General features: G+C 45.8%; 15 protein-coding genes and 1 pseudogene. 15 read left to right on the top strand and 1 reads right to left on the bottom strand.

The window, feature by feature from the left end; genetic code table 11:
• Positions 1-13 precede the first annotated feature (13 nt).
• The 9 genes from NSS75_RS20375 to NSS75_RS20335 all read left to right on the top strand — a co-directional run bounded on the left by NSS75_RS20375 (position 14) and on the right by NSS75_RS20335 (position 10,225).
• Entirely contained in the window at positions 14-751 is a 738-nt protein-coding gene (locus NSS75_RS20375) for a sugar phosphate nucleotidyltransferase (RefSeq protein WP_059292292.1), read from the top strand.
• A gap of 2 nt (positions 752-753) precedes the next feature.
• A complete protein-coding gene (gene rfbB, locus NSS75_RS20370) occupies positions 754-1,701 on the top strand; it encodes a dTDP-glucose 4,6-dehydratase (RefSeq protein ID WP_095712759.1) in 948 nt (315 codons plus the stop codon).
• A 13-nt stretch (positions 1,702-1,714) separates the two neighbouring features.
• Positions 1,715-2,566, top strand: a complete 852-nt coding sequence (rfbD, locus tag NSS75_RS20365) for a dTDP-4-dehydrorhamnose reductase (protein WP_095712760.1) — start codon at positions 1,715-1,717, stop codon at positions 2,564-2,566.
• Entirely contained in the window at positions 2,559-3,014 is a 456-nt protein-coding gene (locus NSS75_RS20360) for a dTDP-4-dehydrorhamnose 3,5-epimerase family protein (protein ID WP_339234708.1), read from the top strand. The genes rfbD and NSS75_RS20360 overlap by 8 nt, the downstream gene beginning before the upstream one ends.
• A gap of 327 nt (positions 3,015-3,341) precedes the next feature.
• Positions 3,342-3,806 (top strand): biofilm surface layer hydrophobin BslB, encoded by a 465-nt coding sequence (bslB, locus tag NSS75_RS20355; protein WP_024123256.1) that lies wholly within the window; start codon positions 3,342-3,344, stop codon positions 3,804-3,806.
• Positions 3,807-3,988: 182 nt separating this feature from the next.
• Positions 3,989-5,263, top strand: coding sequence for a glutamate dehydrogenase (gene rocG, locus NSS75_RS20350; RefSeq protein WP_024123255.1), 1,275 nt, complete (start codon positions 3,989-3,991; stop codon positions 5,261-5,263).
• Between the two features lie 230 nt (positions 5,264-5,493).
• A complete protein-coding gene (gene pruA, locus NSS75_RS20345) occupies positions 5,494-7,041 on the top strand; it encodes an L-glutamate gamma-semialdehyde dehydrogenase (RefSeq protein WP_213418107.1) in 1,548 nt (515 codons plus the stop codon).
• Positions 7,042-7,112: 71 nt separating this feature from the next.
• The gene (locus NSS75_RS20340; protein WP_339234701.1) at positions 7,113-8,813 is read left to right on the top strand and encodes a M20/M25/M40 family metallo-hydrolase; all 1,701 of its coding nucleotides are present in this window, start codon (positions 7,113-7,115) and stop codon (positions 8,811-8,813) included.
• The gene (locus NSS75_RS20335) at positions 8,813-10,225 is read left to right on the top strand and encodes an amino acid permease (protein WP_106021905.1); all 1,413 of its coding nucleotides are present in this window, start codon (positions 8,813-8,815) and stop codon (positions 10,223-10,225) included. The genes NSS75_RS20340 and NSS75_RS20335 overlap by 1 nt, the downstream gene beginning before the upstream one ends.
• Positions 10,226-10,256: 31 nt before the next feature.
• Here the strand turns inward: NSS75_RS20335 and NSS75_RS20330 are convergent.
• Positions 10,257-10,670 (bottom strand): annotated as a pseudogene (locus tag NSS75_RS20330) (MFS transporter); the annotation flags it as partial.
• A gap of 232 nt (positions 10,671-10,902) precedes the next feature.
• Between NSS75_RS20330 and NSS75_RS20325 the strand changes: the two are divergent.
• The 6 genes from NSS75_RS20325 to bacE all read left to right on the top strand — a co-directional run bounded on the left by NSS75_RS20325 (position 10,903) and on the right by bacE (position 16,986).
• Positions 10,903-12,141 (top strand): MFS transporter, encoded by a 1,239-nt coding sequence (locus tag NSS75_RS20325; protein ID WP_103671848.1) that lies wholly within the window; start codon positions 10,903-10,905, stop codon positions 12,139-12,141.
• 150 nt (positions 12,142-12,291) lie between these two features.
• Entirely contained in the window at positions 12,292-12,906 is a 615-nt protein-coding gene (locus tag NSS75_RS20320; protein ID WP_103671849.1) for a bacilysin biosynthesis protein BacA, read from the top strand.
• A complete protein-coding gene (locus NSS75_RS20315; protein WP_103671850.1) occupies positions 12,896-13,606 on the top strand; it encodes a cupin domain-containing protein in 711 nt (236 codons plus the stop codon). Before NSS75_RS20320 ends, NSS75_RS20315 begins: the two co-directional genes overlap by 11 nt.
• A complete protein-coding gene (bacC, locus tag NSS75_RS20310) occupies positions 13,606-14,367 on the top strand; it encodes a dihydroanticapsin 7-dehydrogenase (RefSeq protein ID WP_142389217.1) in 762 nt (253 codons plus the stop codon). Before NSS75_RS20315 ends, bacC begins: the two co-directional genes overlap by 1 nt.
• Positions 14,368-14,389: 22 nt before the next feature.
• Positions 14,390-15,808: an ATP-grasp domain-containing protein gene (locus tag NSS75_RS20305; protein ID WP_268496520.1), complete on the top strand. Its 1,419-nt coding sequence runs from the start codon at positions 14,390-14,392 to the stop codon at positions 15,806-15,808.
• Positions 15,805-16,986: a bacilysin exporter BacE gene (gene bacE / locus NSS75_RS20300; protein WP_044159856.1), complete on the top strand. Its 1,182-nt coding sequence runs from the start codon at positions 15,805-15,807 to the stop codon at positions 16,984-16,986. Before NSS75_RS20305 ends, bacE begins: the two co-directional genes overlap by 4 nt.
• The last annotated feature ends 6 nt before the right edge of the window (positions 16,987-16,992 follow it).

Here is a 16,992-nt window from a genome sequence, read left to right as displayed (position 1 = left end):
AGGAAGTGTTAATGTGAAAGGTGTCATTTTAGCCGGAGGAAACGGCTCACGCCTTATGCCCTTAACCAAAGCCGTCAACAAGCATTTGCTTCCTGTAGGCCCTTATCCGATGATTTACTGGTCGATAATGAAGCTTGAGGAAGCCGGAATTAAAGAGATTTTACTCATCAGCCAAAAAGAGCACATGCCGCAGTTTTATAAGCTGCTGGGAAGCGGGGAGGAGCTTGGCGTCTCCGTCACTTATCAAGTGCAGCCCGCCGCATCGGGAATTTCAGATGGGTTATCATATGCAAAACGCTTTACCGGAAAGGAGCCTTTCATTTTATTATTAGGTGATAATATATTCGAAGATTCATTAAAGCCTTATACGGAGCGATTTCAACAGCAGGGAAAAGGGGCGAAAGTGCTTCTGAAAGAAGTGGATGATCCAGAACGTTTTGGGATTGCTGAAATTGATGAGAAAAACAAACACATTCGATCCATTATTGAAAAACCTGCACATCCGCCGACCAACCTTTGTGTAACCGGTATTTACATGTATGATGCAGAAGTGTTTTCGTATATTGAACAAATATCACCATCGAAGCGCGGCGAGCTGGAAATCACTGATGTAAATAATTTATACATTGAAAACAGCAAGCTGACGTATGATGTGTTATCGGGCTGGTGGGTCGATGCAGGAACACACGAATCGCTTTATCTCGCCTCCCGGCTGGTACATCAGGCTTTACAGAAAGGACAGGACGAATAGCTATGGCAAAATCATATTTCATTACAGGCGGGGCCGGGTTCATAGGGCTCACGTTTACAAAGCTCATGCTCAAGGAAACGGATGCGCGCATTACTGTTCTAGATAAATTAACGTATGCCAGCCACCCGCAGGAAATCGAAAAACTAAAGGGAAACAGCCGGTTTCGGTTTGTAAAAGGGGATATCAGCATTCAGGAGGATATCGACCGGGCGTTTGACGAGACCTATGACGCCGTGATTCATTTCGCCGCGGAATCGCATGTAGACAGAAGCATCTCCCAAGCGGAGCCGTTTATCACAACGAATGTCATGGGCACATACCGTCTGGCGGAGGCAGTCTTGCAAGGAAAAGCCAAAAAGCTGATTCATATTTCAACAGACGAGGTGTACGGGGATTTAGAAGCGAATGATCCCGCATTTACGGAAGCAACGCCGCTTTCTCCTAACAACCCTTATTCCGCGAGCAAAGCGAGCTCTGACCTTCTTGTTCTATCGTATGTGAAAACACACAAACTGCCGGCTATTATTACACGCTGCAGCAACAATTACGGCCCATATCAGCATAGTGAAAAAATGATCCCAACGATTATCCGCCATGCAAAACAAGGCTTGCCGGTTCCGCTCTACGGTGACGGGCTTCAGATCAGAGACTGGCTTTTTGCAGAGGACCATTGCCGCGCCATCAAGCTTATTTTAGAAAAAGGAACCGACGGTGAGGTGTATAATATCGGCGGCGGAAATGAACGCACGAATAAAGAGCTGGCGAGTATCATCATGAAACATTTGGGCTGTGAGGAATTGTTTGCTCACGTCGAAGACCGAAAAGGGCATGACAGGCGCTACGCGATCAATGCGTCAAAGCTGAAAAATGAGCTTGGCTGGCGGCAGGAAGTGCCGTTTGAAGAAGGCATTGCGCGCACGATTCGCTGGTATACAGACAATGACCGATGAGAAGGTGATCCGATTGACAAAGGTATTGGTAACCGGTGCGGGCGGACAGCTTGGCTTGGAGCTGTGCCGCCAGCTGAAGCAAGCCGGATATGAGGTCATTGCGTTAACAAAGCAGATGATGAACATCGCCGATCAGCGTTCTGTACGGCATTCGTTCGGGCATTATCAGCCGGATATCGTGGTCAATACCGCCGCGTTTACGTCCGTCGACAAATGCGAGACGGAGCTGGATAAAGCTTACTTGATCAACGGAGTTGGCGCTTATTACACTGCGCTGGAGTCATCCCGCATCGGAGCGCAATATGTTCATATCAGCACGGATTATGTATTTGACGGGAAGGGGACCCAGCCATACAGGGAAGACGGCCACCTTGACCCAAACACCATCTACGGTAAAAGTAAAAAACTCGGAGAAGAGCTGATCCAGTTAGCAAGAACCGACAGCACGATCATCAGAACATCGTGGGTGTATGGACAAAGCGGCAGCAATTTTGTTCATACGATGCTGAAGCTCGCAGAAACAAAACAAGAGCTGCGGGTTGTGAATGATCAAATCGGCTCGCCGACCTATACGAAGGATTTGGCGGAAGCGGTCATCAAGCTGTTCAGTCATCCGCCGGGCATCTACCATGTCAGCAATTCAGGCATATGCAGCTGGTATGAGTTCGCAAAGGCCATTATGGAAGAAAGCGGGCTGAACACAACGATTACGCCCGTGACGACAGAGGAATACGGGAATCCGACACCCCGGCCGGCTTACTCTGTGCTGAGCCACCGGGCCATTGAAGAAGCCGGCATACGCCCGCGCCATTGGCGGGAAGCTTTACGGGAATTTTTGCAGGAAAGGAGCAGTGCGCGTGATTGAAGGAGTCAATGTTAAGAAACTGACAAAGCATTGTGATGACAGAGGTTTTTTTGCCGAACTGGTTCGCGATGATGAGAACCTTCTTGAGCATTTTGGGCAGGCGTCTTGGTCCAAAAGCTATCCGGGTGTGATTAAAGCGTTTCATTATCACGAGAAGCAGGACGATCTCTGGTTCTTCCCGACAGGCCACGCTCAGGTTGTCCTTTACGACCTGCGGGAGGATTCAGAAACAAAGGGAGAAACCGATGTCTATTATATGGGAGAAGACAACCCGATGCTGTTATTGATTCCAAAAGGCGTCGCTCACGGATACAGAGTGCTGGGCGAAACGCCGCTGACAATTATCTATTTTACGACAACCTCGTATAACCCTGATCAGCCCGATGAAAAAAGAATCCCATGGAATGATGAGACAATCGGTTTTAACTGGAATACCGAATTTAAATAAATCATAGAGCAGTTATCCATCGAAGATCATCAGGCATCTTCGACTTTTTTTGTCCTGTTTTGATATCAGGACAAAAGATAGAGATACAAGGCGCATATTTTACTAGATACGGATCAGAAATAGTCTATTAGAATCTTGTGTAAATAGGATGAATTTATTACATCATTCCAAGTGTTAATATTCCTGAAAAAACATTTACTTCCATGGAAAATGGTGATAGATTAACTTTTAAGAAAAAGAAATGGTAATTCGCGAGTTACGGTAAAACGCTTTTTCTGCAGAGGACGCTCTGGCCAAATTCCAACCGTGATTTGAGGAGGAAATGTCATGTTAAAAAGAAATTCATTCGTATCTTCATTTTTCATCAGTTCAGCTGTCCTGCTATCAATCTTGCTTCCTTCAGGCCAAGCGCATGCACAGTCTGCATCAATTGAGGCAAAAACCGTAAACAGTACAAAAGAATGGACGACTTCAGATATTGAAGTAACTTATAAACCAAACGCAGTGCTTTCTCTGGGAGCAGTCGAGTTTCAATTTCCTGACGGATTCCACGCGACAACAAGAGATTCTGTGAATGGAAGAACACTGAAAGAAACACAGATTTTAAACGATGGAAAAACGGTCAGGCTCCCGCTTACGCTTGATTTGTTAGGGGCGTCTGAATTCGATCTCGTCATGGTGCGCAAAACGCTTCCGCGTGCAGGCACATACACGATTAAAGGCGATGTGGTAAACGGTCTGGGAATCGGCAGTTTTTATGCTGAAACACAGCTGGTTATCGACCCTCGTTAATATCAATAGAAATGATCAGGGGCTGGTGTGATATCAGCCTCTTTTTTTGTATGGTTAAAAAACTGGTACGAATCTTGCATGTAGATAAGGGTGAACCCAATCAAGAAAGGAATTGATCTATTACAGTTTTTTAAAAGCGCTTACATTTTTCTGGAGATAAAAATATGATGAGGTGAAAAAACATGTCAGAAAAACAAATCACAAAGGATGAAGAAAAAGAAGCTCTCAATTTATTTCTGTCTACGCAAGCGATCATAAAGGAAGCCCTGCGGAAATTGGGCTATCCGAGCGGAATGTATGAATTAATGAAAGAACCGATGAGAATGCTCACTGTACGAATTCCGGTGAAAATGGATAACGGCAGTGTGAAAGTGTTTACAGGCTATCGTTCACAGCACAATGACGCGGTCGGCCCGACAAAAGGGGGCGTGCGTTTTCATCCCGAGGTGAATGAAGAGGAAGTGAAGGCGTTATCGATTTGGATGACGCTCAAATGCGGGATCACGAATTTGCCATACGGCGGCGGAAAGGGCGGCATTATTTGTGATCCGCGGACGATGTCGTTTGGAGAATTGGAACGGCTGAGTAGGGGGTATGTCCGCGCCATCAGCCAGTTAGTCGGCCCGACAAAGGATATTCCCGCTCCCGATGTATACACCAATTCGCAAATTATGGCGTGGATGATGGACGAATACAGCCGGCTTCGGGAATTCGATTCCCCGGGTTTTATCACAGGAAAACCGCTCGTTTTAGGCGGCTCACAGGGCCGGGAAACAGCAACCGCTCAAGGCGTAACCATTTGTATAGAAGAAGCGGTTAAGAAAAAAGGAATCAAGCTGCAAAACGCGCGCATCATCATACAGGGCTTTGGGAACGCCGGCAGTTTTCTGGCTAAATTTATGCATGATGCCGGCGCCAAGGTTATCGGTATTTCGGATGCCCACGGCGGTCTGTACAACCCGGATGGCCTCGATATTCCTTATTTGCTCGATAAGCGGGACAGTTTCGGAATGGTCACCAATTTATTTACAGATGTCATCACAAATGAAGAGCTGCTCGAACAAGAATGCGATATTTTAGTGCCGGCGGCTATTTCAAATCAAATCACAGCCAAAAACGCCCATAACATTAAGGCCTCAATTGTGGTCGAAGCGGCTAACGGGCCGACGACAATCGACGCGACAAAGATTTTGAATGAAAAAGGCGTACTCCTGGTGCCGGATATACTGGCGAGTGCCGGCGGCGTAACGGTTTCTTACTTTGAATGGGTTCAAAACAACCAAGGATATTATTGGGCAGAAGAAGAGGTTGCTGAAAAGCTGAGAAACGTGATGGTCAATTCATTTGAAACGATTTATCAGACCGCGGCCGCACACAAAGTCGATATGCGCTTGGCGGCTTACATGACGGGCATCAGAAAATCTGCAGAGGCGTCTCAATTCCGCGGATGGGTTTAGGGGGGATAATCCCCCCTTTCTCCTGCAAAAATATTTTGCGTTTTTGTTTGCGAACGACATAAAAATAGCAAAGTGATTTTGCACTTTATACTCATAAAAGGGAAAATGTTTAGATTTCTGACAAAGTTCTCTGCGATTCTACAAGTTTTTTTGTGAAAAGACGAAATATTGGTACGAATCTTGCTTTTATATTCGTATGAAGACACATTACATAACGAGGGGGATTACATATGACCGTTTCATATGCGCACGAACCATTCACTGATTTTAAGGAAGCAAAGAATAAAACAGCCTTTCAAGAATCACTGGCCTTTGTAAATACTCAGCTCGGCAAGCATTATCCGCTTGTCATTAATGGAGAAAAGATCGAAACGGATCGTAAAATTGCTTCGATTAATCCGGCCAATAAGGAAGAAGTGATCGGCTACGCCTCAACGGCTAATCAAGAGCTTGCTGAAAAAGCGATGCAATCAGCGTTACAGGCATTTGAATCGTGGAAAAAACAAAGACCGGAGCACCGTGCGAATATTCTTTTTAAAGCTGCGGCTATTTTGCGCAGAAGAAAGCATGAATTTTCAAGCTATCTTGTAAAGGAAGCGGGAAAACCGTGGAAGGAAGCAGATGCTGACACAGCGGAAGCAATAGACTTTTTAGAATACTACGCGCGCCAAATCTTAAAACTGAAGGACGGGGCTCCGGTAAAGAGCCGGGCAGGCGAGTACAATCAATATCATTATGAAGCGCTTGGCGTCGGCATTGTCATTTCGCCATTTAATTTCCCGCTCGCCATTATGGCAGGGACTGCTGCGGCTGCGATTGTCACGGGGAATACGATCCTGTTGAAGCCGGCAGATGCTGCGCCAGTAGTGGCTGCTAAATTTGTCGAGGTGATGGAGGAAGCGGGTTTGCCAAACGGCGTTCTCAATTACATTCCGGGAGACGGAGCGGAAATTGGTGATTTCTTAGTAGAACACCCTAAAACAAGATTTGTATCATTTACAGGCTCCCGTGCGGTCGGCTGCCGGATTTATGAGCGTGCCGCAAAAGTACAGCCGGGCCAAAAATGGCTGAAACGCGTGATTGCTGAAATGGGCGGGAAAGACACAGTGCTTGTCGACAAAGATGCTGATTTGGATCTTGCTGCCTCTTCTATCGTTTACTCCGCATTCGGGTACTCAGGGCAAAAATGTTCAGCGGGTTCCCGTGCAGTGATTCATCAGGATGTCTATGATGAAGTCGTAGAAAAAGCAGTTGCGCTGACCAAAACGCTGACAGTCGGAAGTCCGGAAGACCCTGATACGTATATGGGGCCTGTGATTCATGAAGCTTCCTACAATAAAGTCATGAGCTATATTGAAATCGGCAAGTCTGAAGGCAAGCTTTTGGCCGGCGGAGAAGGCGATGATTCAAAAGGCTACTTTATTCAGCCGACGATCTTTGCAGATGTTGATGAACATGCGCGTCTCATGCAGGAAGAAATCTTCGGTCCGGTTGCTGCCATCTGCAAAGCGCGTGATTTCGACCATATGCTTGAGATTGCAAATAACACAGAATACGGACTGACAGGCGCTCTGCTGACGAAAAACCGTGCGCACATTGAACGGGCTCGCGAGGATTTTCATGTCGGAAACTTATACTTTAACAGAGGCTGTACCGGAGCTATTGTCGGCTATCAGCCATTCGGCGGGTTTAATATGTCCGGAACAGACTCAAAAGCAGGAGGTCCGGATTATTTAATTCTTCATATGCAGGCGAAAACAACGTCCGAAGCGTATTAATTGAGAAAACCGAAATAGTGCGATTGTTTTTAGATCGCACTATTTACATGTTTGGATGAGGGGGATGATGTATGCTCTATACAAAAATCAGTCACATGCCGCCGGCAGAACGGGTTGAGACACTGACAAAGTCTCTGGTCAGCCTCAGCAGTGTAAACGGCACCATCGGCGAAGGGACGAAAGCAGATTTTATCAAAGAAGTCATCATGAGCTATCCTTACTTTCAGGAACATCCTTGCCATGTATGGGAACAGGCTATTCCTATTGACCCGTACAACCGGAAAAATATTTTTGCGTTTGTGGAAGGCAGCGGGGAAAGCCGGAATACTGTCATTTATCACGCCCACTTGGATACGGTGGGAATTGAAGATTTCGGCCCGCTTAAGGATATCGCTTTTGATTCTGGAAAATTGGCTGAGTATTTCTCCAACTATGACTTTGATGAAGACGTTCAGCGGGACGCCAAGTCGGGTGAGTGGATGTTCGGCAGAGGCTCTGTCGACATGCAAAGCGGCATCGCGGTGCATTTGTCCAATCTCCTGCACTTTTCAGAGAACCCCAAAGCATTGCCGGGAAATCTATTATTTATGGCAAACCCGGATGAAGAAAGTCAGCATGCCGGTATTCTCGCCAGTATTTCTGAGCTGAACCGATTAAAAAAGGAAAAACAGATTCAGTATTTGGCTGCCATTAATACCGATTTTATTACGCCGCTGTACGATGGTGATTCAACCAGATATATTTATACCGGAGCCGCGGGAAAGCTGCTGCCTTGCTTTTATATATCCGGCCGGGAAGTGCATGTCGGAGACACGCTTGCTGGCATCGATCCAAATCTCATTTCTTCTGAAATCACAAGACGCATCCACAACAATATTCATTTAGCAGAAAAGATTGAAGGCGAATTGGTTCTGCCCCCATCCTGCTTGTACCAGCGTGATAACAAGGAATCCTATAACGTCCAAACCGCCGTCAGCAGCTATTTGTATTTCAATTATTTTATTTATGAAAAAACAGCAAAGGAAGTCATGGACCAGCTTACCCAAGTCGCTGAGGAGGCGTGCCGGGACACAAAGCGAAAATTATCAGAGTATTATGAAGAATATCTGAAACGAACAAATCTTCCGAAGAGACATTTGTCTTGGGATATTCAAGTCTTCAGTTTGGATCAATACATGGAAAAGCTAAGAAGCCGCGGCGTCGATCCTGAGCAGTGTATAGAGCAAGCATTCAAAGCCAATGAGCACCTTGAACTGCGCATGAGATGTTTTCATGCAATTGAAGAACTCCAAAAGCTTGATCCCGATCAGGGCGCAAAAGTCATTCTGTTTTATGCTCCTCCTTATTTACCGCATAACTATTTAAAAGAAGAAAGCACAAGAGACCAGCTATTGCAGCATGTGATCAAAGAAGCGGTGGACAAAATCGCCGAAACGACAGGCGAAACCTTTGTTTTCAAAAAGTTTTTTCCTTACTTGGCAGACGGCAGCTTTTTATCGCTGCATGAAACCGATGACGAAATTGATTCCTTTATCAGAAACTTCCCGGGGTGGGAGATGATTGGAACCATTCCGTTCAAAGACATACGGAAACTGAACATTCCTTCCATTAACATGGGGGTATACGGAAAAGACGGACATAAATGGACTGAAAGAGTATACAAGCCGTACACATTTCATGTATTGCCTGATCTGATACAGCAGACCACTGTTCACCTTCTGCAAAGCTATCGGATGAATATCAGCACAAAAGAGCCGAAGGGAGAAGGATGATGCAGGATCATAAAAATGAATTGCAGCGCAGTATGAAAAGCCGGCATTTGTTTATGATTGCCTTGGGCGGCGTCATCGGCACCGGTCTGTTTTTAGGTTCCGGCTTTACGATCAGCCAGGCGGGTCCTCTCGGAGCCATTGTCGCCTATATGATTGGCGGATTTTTAATGTATCTGGTCATGCTTTGTTTAGGGGAGCTGGCTGTCGCCATGCCGGTGGCCGGATCGTTTCAAGCCTACGCCACAAAGTTTTTGGGGCCGTCGACAGGTTTTATGATCGGATGGCTGTATTGGTTCAGCTGGGCGAATACAGTCGGCTTGGAGCTAACGTCAGCGGGCATTTTGATGCAAAGATGGCTGCCCTCCGTGCCGATCTGGATATGGTGTCTCGTTTTCGGTGTCATCATCTTTTTGATTAATGCGCTGTCTGTCCGAAGCTTTGCGGAAATGGAATTTTGGTTTTCGAGCATCAAAGTGACAGCGATCATATTATTTATCGTGATCGGCGGGTGCGCCGTGTTTGGCTTGATTGATTTTAAAGGCGGTCAGGAAACGCCTTTTCTATCTCATTTCATGACTGATAAAGGACTGTTTCCAAATGGCGTGCTGGCTGTTATGTTTACGCTGGTTATGGTCAATTTCTCATTTCAGGGGACGGAGCTGGTCGGAATTGCGGCAGGGGAGAGTGAAAGTCCGGAAAAGACATTGCCAAAGTCCATTCGAAATGTCATCTGGCGAACACTGTTTTTCTTTGTGCTGGCTATGTTTGTCTTGGTTGCCATTCTTCCGTATGAAACGGCTGGGGTGATTGAGAGTCCGTTTGTAGCGGTGCTTGATCAAATCGGCATCCCATTTGCGGCTGATATGATGAACTTTGTCATATTAACGGCCATTTTATCTGTTGCCAATTCTGGTTTATATGCAGCCTCGCGTATGATGTGGTCGCTTTCAACTAACAAAATGGGCCCGGCCCTTTTAACGAGACTGACCAAAAAAGGGGTGCCGATCAATGCCCTGCTGATTACGATTGGGATTTCCGGCTGTTCGCTGCTGACTAGCGTCATGGCTGCAGAAACCGTGTATTTGTGGTGTATATCAATCTCTGGCATGGTGACAGTTGTCGCGTGGATGTCCATTTGCGCCTCGCAATTTTTCTTTCGCAGGCGGTTCCTCGCTGAAGGCGGAAACGTGAACGACCTGGAATTCAGAACCCCTCTTTATCCGTTGGTGCCGATTCTTGGGTTTGTATTATACGGATGCGTATTGATAAGCCTTATATTCATCCCAGATCAAAGAATCGGCTTGTACTGCGGTGTACCAATCATTATTTTCTGCTATGCGTACTATCATCTGAGCGTCAAGAAACGCTTACAAAATGAACCGCTGAAAAAAGAGCAAACAGAAGCGCAATAGAAGAAGCTCTCCGGGAGACCGGAGAGCTTTTTTACGCGTTACGTCTGACAAGAAACACATAGGACAATATCGCGAGCACATCAAAGCCGAATATACTCAACGCCATCGGCCGCGCGTTTTCTTCCCCGGCTACACCGGCGAGCGCCGTTGATGGCAAACGGCATGCTGAACATCTGAGCCGACACACCGTAAATGTTTTGCAGGATAAACGGCGAACCGGAAATATACGCAAACATGCCGGTCCCGATATAGGCCTGGCTGAAAGCAAAACCCATAAACGCCCGGTCGCCAAGCAAGTGCCGACATGTGATCAGCTTTCAGGCAGTGATTCAGGCAATGCGGTCAGAACCGTGACAAAAATAAGACACCCGGTCCCTGCCAGCATGATAAACAAAGTTGACCAGTCAGTAAATTGAAGGATGAATCCTCCCGAAATCGGGCTAACTGTGAATAACCTTGATTCATCACCTGACCCGCCTTAACAAATGCATTACTATAGCATATCCCAGGATATGTTTTTGTTTTATTTTAAATTTGAAACAAGAAATCCCTTATTCGTATTTGAATGCAAATAATAAAAAGAAAATTATTTTCGTTCGAATTGTAAATTGCAAATAAAGGATGCTAAACTATAATTCAACTTTATTTTAAGATTCCGGAAGAGGTGTTAAGGGAGAATGAACAGTAAACAAAACAATCACATCAAATCAAAACATCATTTTCCGCTATTTCTTGCGCTGGCTTTAACAATGGGCGTATTTGCGGCTGGATCTGAAGAGCTTGTCATTTCACCGCTGCTGCCTGATTTAGCAGATGCCTTCAACTCAGATGTCAGCGTGCTTGCGCTATCTATCAGTATATATGGGATCATGATCTTTATCGGTGCCCCGCTGCTGGTGCCTTTAGGGGATAAATACTCGAGAGAACTGAGTTTAATGCTGGGACTCGTGATCTTTATTATAGGAACCGTGATATGCGCTTTGGCGCAAAATATTTTTTTCTTCTTTTTAGGCCGTGCGCTTTCAGGGTTGGCGGCAGGTGCGTTTGTCCCGACCGCTTACGCAGTTGTCGGGGATCGTGTTCCGTATACATATCGGGGGAAAGTGATGGGTCTGATCGTATCAAGCTGGTCGCTTGCACTGATTTTCGGTGTGCCGATCGGATCATTTATAGGCGGCGTCTTACATTGGAGATGGACATTCTGGATTTTCGCCTTGATGGGTGCACTTGTTGTTTTGCTCGTCCTATTTGAAATGCGCCGCCATAACGATAATAAAAACACCGTCCAGGAGGAAAAAGACGAGCCGGCGGGGACATTTCGAGACGCGCTTAAAGTGCCGCGTGTTCCCGTTTATATCATAATCACTTTGTGCAATATGATTGGTTTTTACGGTATGTATTCGTTTTTAGGCTCTTACCTACAGGACGTTTTTACCGGAGGCAATACGGCTGCCGGCTTATTTATTATGATTTATGGCATCGGGTTTTCCATGAGTGTCTTTACAGGTAAGATTGCCGACCGCATTGGAAAAATGCGCTCTCTGATCATTGCGCTGGCGGTCATCAGCGTTCTGCTGGCTTGTATCGCGTATGCGCCCGCATCAATGCCTCTGTTAATCATCAGTCTATTCATCTGGGGGTTAATGCAAAGCTTGACGGTGACGCTGCTCAGCACCATTTTGAGTGATTGCTCAGAGCGTCATCGCGGGAAAATTATGGCGTTTTACAGCCTTGCCTCAAATTTGGCTGTGACATTAGGTTCTGCTTTGATGGGACCTGTATATGTGGGATACGGGTATGCAGCTGTCGGAATGATTTGCGCCATCATTACAGTGCTCGGTTTTGTGCTCAGTGTATTCGCATATAAAAAGTACGGAAAGCATGAGCAGAAAGCAGATCATTCCTTATCCCAATAAACAAAGTTTCTAAATTCCTATAACAAAAAACCCTTTCTTAAGGGTTTTTCTGTTTGTATGGGAATAATTATCAGTATTTTCAAAAAATGTTGACAGTTCGATTTCCGCTGGATAAAATTTACTTAAAATTTAAAAGATTGGTTGGTGCTCATGATTATATTGGATAATAGCATTCAGACAAAAAACAAAGCTTATTCAATATCAAAACTGATTACAGTCAACACGCTCGGCCCAGAAGGGACAAGCAGTGAGTACGCAGCAAAACATTTCATCTCTAATTTTACTCTTCTCCAAGGGCTAAACAGTAAATTATCTTTGCATGATACATTTGAATCATGCATCGAAAGGACTCTTCAAAGCCCGCTGGAATACACCATCGTTCCACATGCTTATGACGGCATTAAACATTTCTACATGAGGCCGGATTTGCAGCTTTTGCAAATCTTCAGGTGCGATACACCGATGTACGGCCTGGCTGTCCGTCCTGATTTCACATTCAGCGACGACATGCTTGACACATCTATTATTGTTTCACACCCATCACCTATCAATTTAATTAAATATTTTACCCGGAAAGACGTCAGGTTCGAGCTGGTCAACTCAACCAGCGCCGCAGCAAAAAAAGTAAAAGAAGGTCTTTCTGACATTGCTTTAACCAATGAACTGGCAAGACAAAAATACGGGCTCAAGTTTGTTAAGACATTTAAAAGCATTCCTATGAGCTGGTCATTATTCGGAAAAGGAGACGGTGATTATGAAAACTGAACAAGATGTGAAGGAGATTTATTTCCCAACACCAAAATTAATAGAGTGGGAGAACGGAGTGAGACAGTATTCCACCGTCCGCGGCGATACTGAAGTGCTAATGTCTTACGTTCCGCCGCATACGAACGTTGAACCGCATCAGCACAAGGAAGTCCAAATCGGCATGGTCGTTTCAGGCGAGCTGTCCATGACTGTCGGAGACGTCACAAAAAAAATGACAGCCTTGGAATCGGCATATATCGCGCCGCCGCATGTGCCCCACGGAGCAAGAAATGAAACAGACCAAGAAGTCATTGCCATTGATATTAAACGGTATAAAGCTGATGAAACGTATACAAGTCCTGAAGATTACTTTTTGAATATTTTCAAAACGAGAGATTTATTGCCTGGCATGGAAGTCACGTTCTTTGTTGAGGATTGGATAGAAATTATGCTGGCCAAGATTCCTGGAAACGGCGGCGAAATGCCTTTCCATAAACATCGCAATGAACAAATCGGCATCTGCATCGGCGGCGGATATGATATGACCGTTGAAGGCTGCACAGTAGATATGACATTCGGCACCGCCTATTTCTGTGAACCTCGTGAAGACCACGGTGCCATCAACCGTTCTGAAAAAGAATCTCAATCCATTAACATCTTCTTTCCGCCGCGCTACAACAGAGCAAAAACGAAAAAGATAAAGGCGGATGAATCATAATGAACCTCACCGATAAAACCGTCCTCATAACAGGAGGCGCATCAGGCATCGGCTATGCCGCGGTTCAAGCTTTTTTGAACCAGCAGGCAAATGTGGTTGTGGCGGATATTGATGCAGCACAGGGAGAAGTCATGGTCCGGCAAGAAAATCATGACCGGCTGCACTTTGTGCAAACAGATATAACAGACGAAGCTGCCTGCCAGCACGCTGTTCAATCGGCAATCAATACATTCGGAGGATTAGATATTTTAATTAATAATGCGGGGATCGAAATCGTGGCGCCTATTCATGAGATGGAGCTGAGCGATTGGAATAAGGTGCTCCAAGTCAATCTGACGGGCATGTTTTTAATGAGCAAGCACGCACTCAAGCATATGCTGGCTGCCGGCAAGGGCAATATCATTAATACGTGCTCTGTCGGCGGAGTCGTGGCATGGCCTGATATCCCGGCATATAACGCCAGCAAAGGCGGCGTGTTGCAGCTGACAAGGTCAATGGCTGTTGATTACGCCAAACATCAAATCCGCGTTAATTGTGTATGTCCGGGGATTATTGATACGCCGTTAAATGAGAAATCCTTTATGGAAAATAATGAAGGCACACTTGAAGAAATCAAGAAAGAAAAGGCGAAGGTGAATCCGATGCTAAAACTCGGAAAACCTGAAGAAATAGCAAACGTTATGCTGTTTTTAGCCTCTGATTTATCAAGCTACATGACCGGAAGCGCCATCACCGCAGACGGAGGATATACCGCACAATAGAGAGAGAAGGAGTGTTTTACATATGGAGAGAAAAACAGTTTTGGTTATCGCTGATCTTGGAGGCTGCCCGCCGCATATGTTTTATCAAAGCGCTGCTGAAAAATATAACCTGGTCAGCTTTATTCCGAGACCATTTGCCATTACAGCTTCCCATGCGGCACTTATTGAAAAATACTCGGTCGCGGTCATAAAGGATAAAGATTATTTTCAGAGTATCACAGATTTCGAGCATCCCGATTCCATTTACTGGGCGCATGAGGATCATGACAAACCCGAAGAAGAGGTAGTCGAGCAAATCGTCAAGGTTGCCGAAATGTTTGGAGCGGAAGCCATCACAACAAACAATGAATTATTCATCGCTCCGATGGCGAAAGCCTGTAAACGTCTCGGCTTAAGAGGAGCGGGTGTACAAGCTGCCGAAAATGCCAGAGATAAAAATAAAATGAGGGCAGCGTTTAATAAAGCCGGGGTCAAAACAATCAAAAACAAACGGGTCACAACCCTTGAAGATTTCCGCTCCGCGCTGAAAGAGATCGGCACGCCGCTCATCTTAAAACCGACATACTTGGCGAGTTCAATCGGCGTGACGCTGATTACGGACACCAACACAGCAGAAGCCGAGTTTAACAGAGTGAATGACTACCTGAAATCCATTAATGTGCCGAAGGCGGTTACGTTTGAAGCCCCGTTTATTGCGGAGGAGTTTTTACAGGGTGAATACCCGGACTGGTATCAAACCGAGGGATACTCCGACTATATCAGCATAGAAGGGATCATGGCGGACGGAGAATATGTTCCAGTCGCGATTCATGACAAAACACCGCAAATCGGATTTACGGAAACATCGCATATCACGCCGTCCATCTTGGATGATGAAGCGAAAAAGATCATTATTGAAGCGGCCAAAAAAGCAAATGAAGGGCTTGGGCTGGAAAACTGCGCGACACATACAGAAATCAAGTTAATGAAAAATAGAGAAGCCGGTTTAATAGAGTCTGCGGCCAGGTTCGCCGGATGGAATATGATTCCGAATATTAAAAAGGTCTTCGGCGTCGACATGGCGCAATTATTGCTGGATGTTCTCTGTTTCGGAAAAGACGCCGATCTTCCGGATGGATTGCTGGAGCAAGAACCTTGCTATATCGCCGACTGTCATTTGTACCCGGAGCATTTCAAACAAAACGGGCAGCTTCCTGAAGCGGCGGAGGATATGATCGTTGAATCCATCAACATTCCGGACGGGCTGCTGAAGGGAGATACGGAACTTGTTTCTTTCTCGGCTGCGGCACCAGGTACGTCTGTTGATTTGAGCCTGTTTGAAGCCTTCAATTCCATTGCCGCATTTGAACTGAAAGGCAGCAATTCCCAGGATGTAGCCGATTCAATTAAACACATCCAGCAGCATGCACAGCTGACTGCGAAGTATGTGCTGCCGGTATGAAACAGTTAAAGCCAAATTCTAAATACTTACTTTACGGGCAGGCGCTTTCGTTTATGGGAGACTATTGTGTTCTCCCGGCCCTGCTCATTTTGTCTACATATTATCACGATTATTGGGTGACGTCGGGAGTCATCGCGGTCAGAAGCATTCCGATGGTGTTTCAGCCGTTTTTAGGGGTGCTCGTTGACCGATTGGACAGAATTAAAATTATGCTGTGGACGGATGTCATCAGGGGCATCATCTTTTTGGGGCTCACCTTTCTCCCAAAAGGCGAGTATCCGCTGATTTTTCTGGCCCTGCTGTTTGTCTCTTACGGGAGCGGCGTATTTTTTAATCCGGCGCGTCTCGCGGTCATGTCTTCTCTGGAATCAGATATTAAAAATATCAATACCTTATTCGCTAAAGCCACGACCATTTCTATCATTGTCGGGGCGGCCGCCGGAGGGTTATTCCTGTTAGCCGGGTCTGTAGAGATGGCTGTTGCCTTTAACGGTGTGACATACCTGGTTTCAGCGTTTTTTATCAGGCGAATTAAGCTGCAATTTGTCCCGATTCAGTCTGAAAATATAAAAGAAGCCTTTCAGTCTTTTAAAGAAGGGCTGAAGGAAATCAAAACCAATTCATTCGTGTTAAACGCCATGTTTACGATGATTACGATGGCAATGCTTTGGGGGATCGTGTACAGCTATTTTCCGATTGTCAGCCGCTTTTTGGGTGACGGGGAGATCGGCAACTTTATCCTTACCTTCTGCATCGGCTTCGGCGGTTTCATCGGAGCGGCGCTTGTCAGCAAGTGGGGCTTTAACAACAATAAAGGCTTGATGTACTTTACCATTTTATCAATCGTCTCGCTGGCGCTGTTTTTATTCACGCCCATTTTCGCTGTATCTGTCATTGCTGCCATTCTCTTTTTCATCGCCATGGAATATGGGGAAGTGCTTGCAAAGGTTAAAGTTCAGGAAAACGCGGCGAACCAGATTCAAGGGCGTATTTTTTCGGTGGCTGAAGCGTCCATTGGCTTGTGCATTTCGATTGGTTCCATGCTTATCAACGTGTTAGAGGCTCCTGTCATCATGGGGCTGATTGTTATCATGGTAAGCGGTTTGTTTTTGCATACAAAGCTGGTGAACAAGTCTTTTTTGGAACGGGATAAAAAAACTGAGCAAATTCACTTATAAGGAGTC

The organism is Bacillus sp. FSL K6-1012 (genome assembly GCF_037964915.1).
Classification (GTDB): Bacteria; Bacillota; Bacilli; order Bacillales; family Bacillaceae; genus Bacillus; species Bacillus halotolerans.
This window is presented reverse-complemented; position numbering and strand designations above follow the sequence as displayed.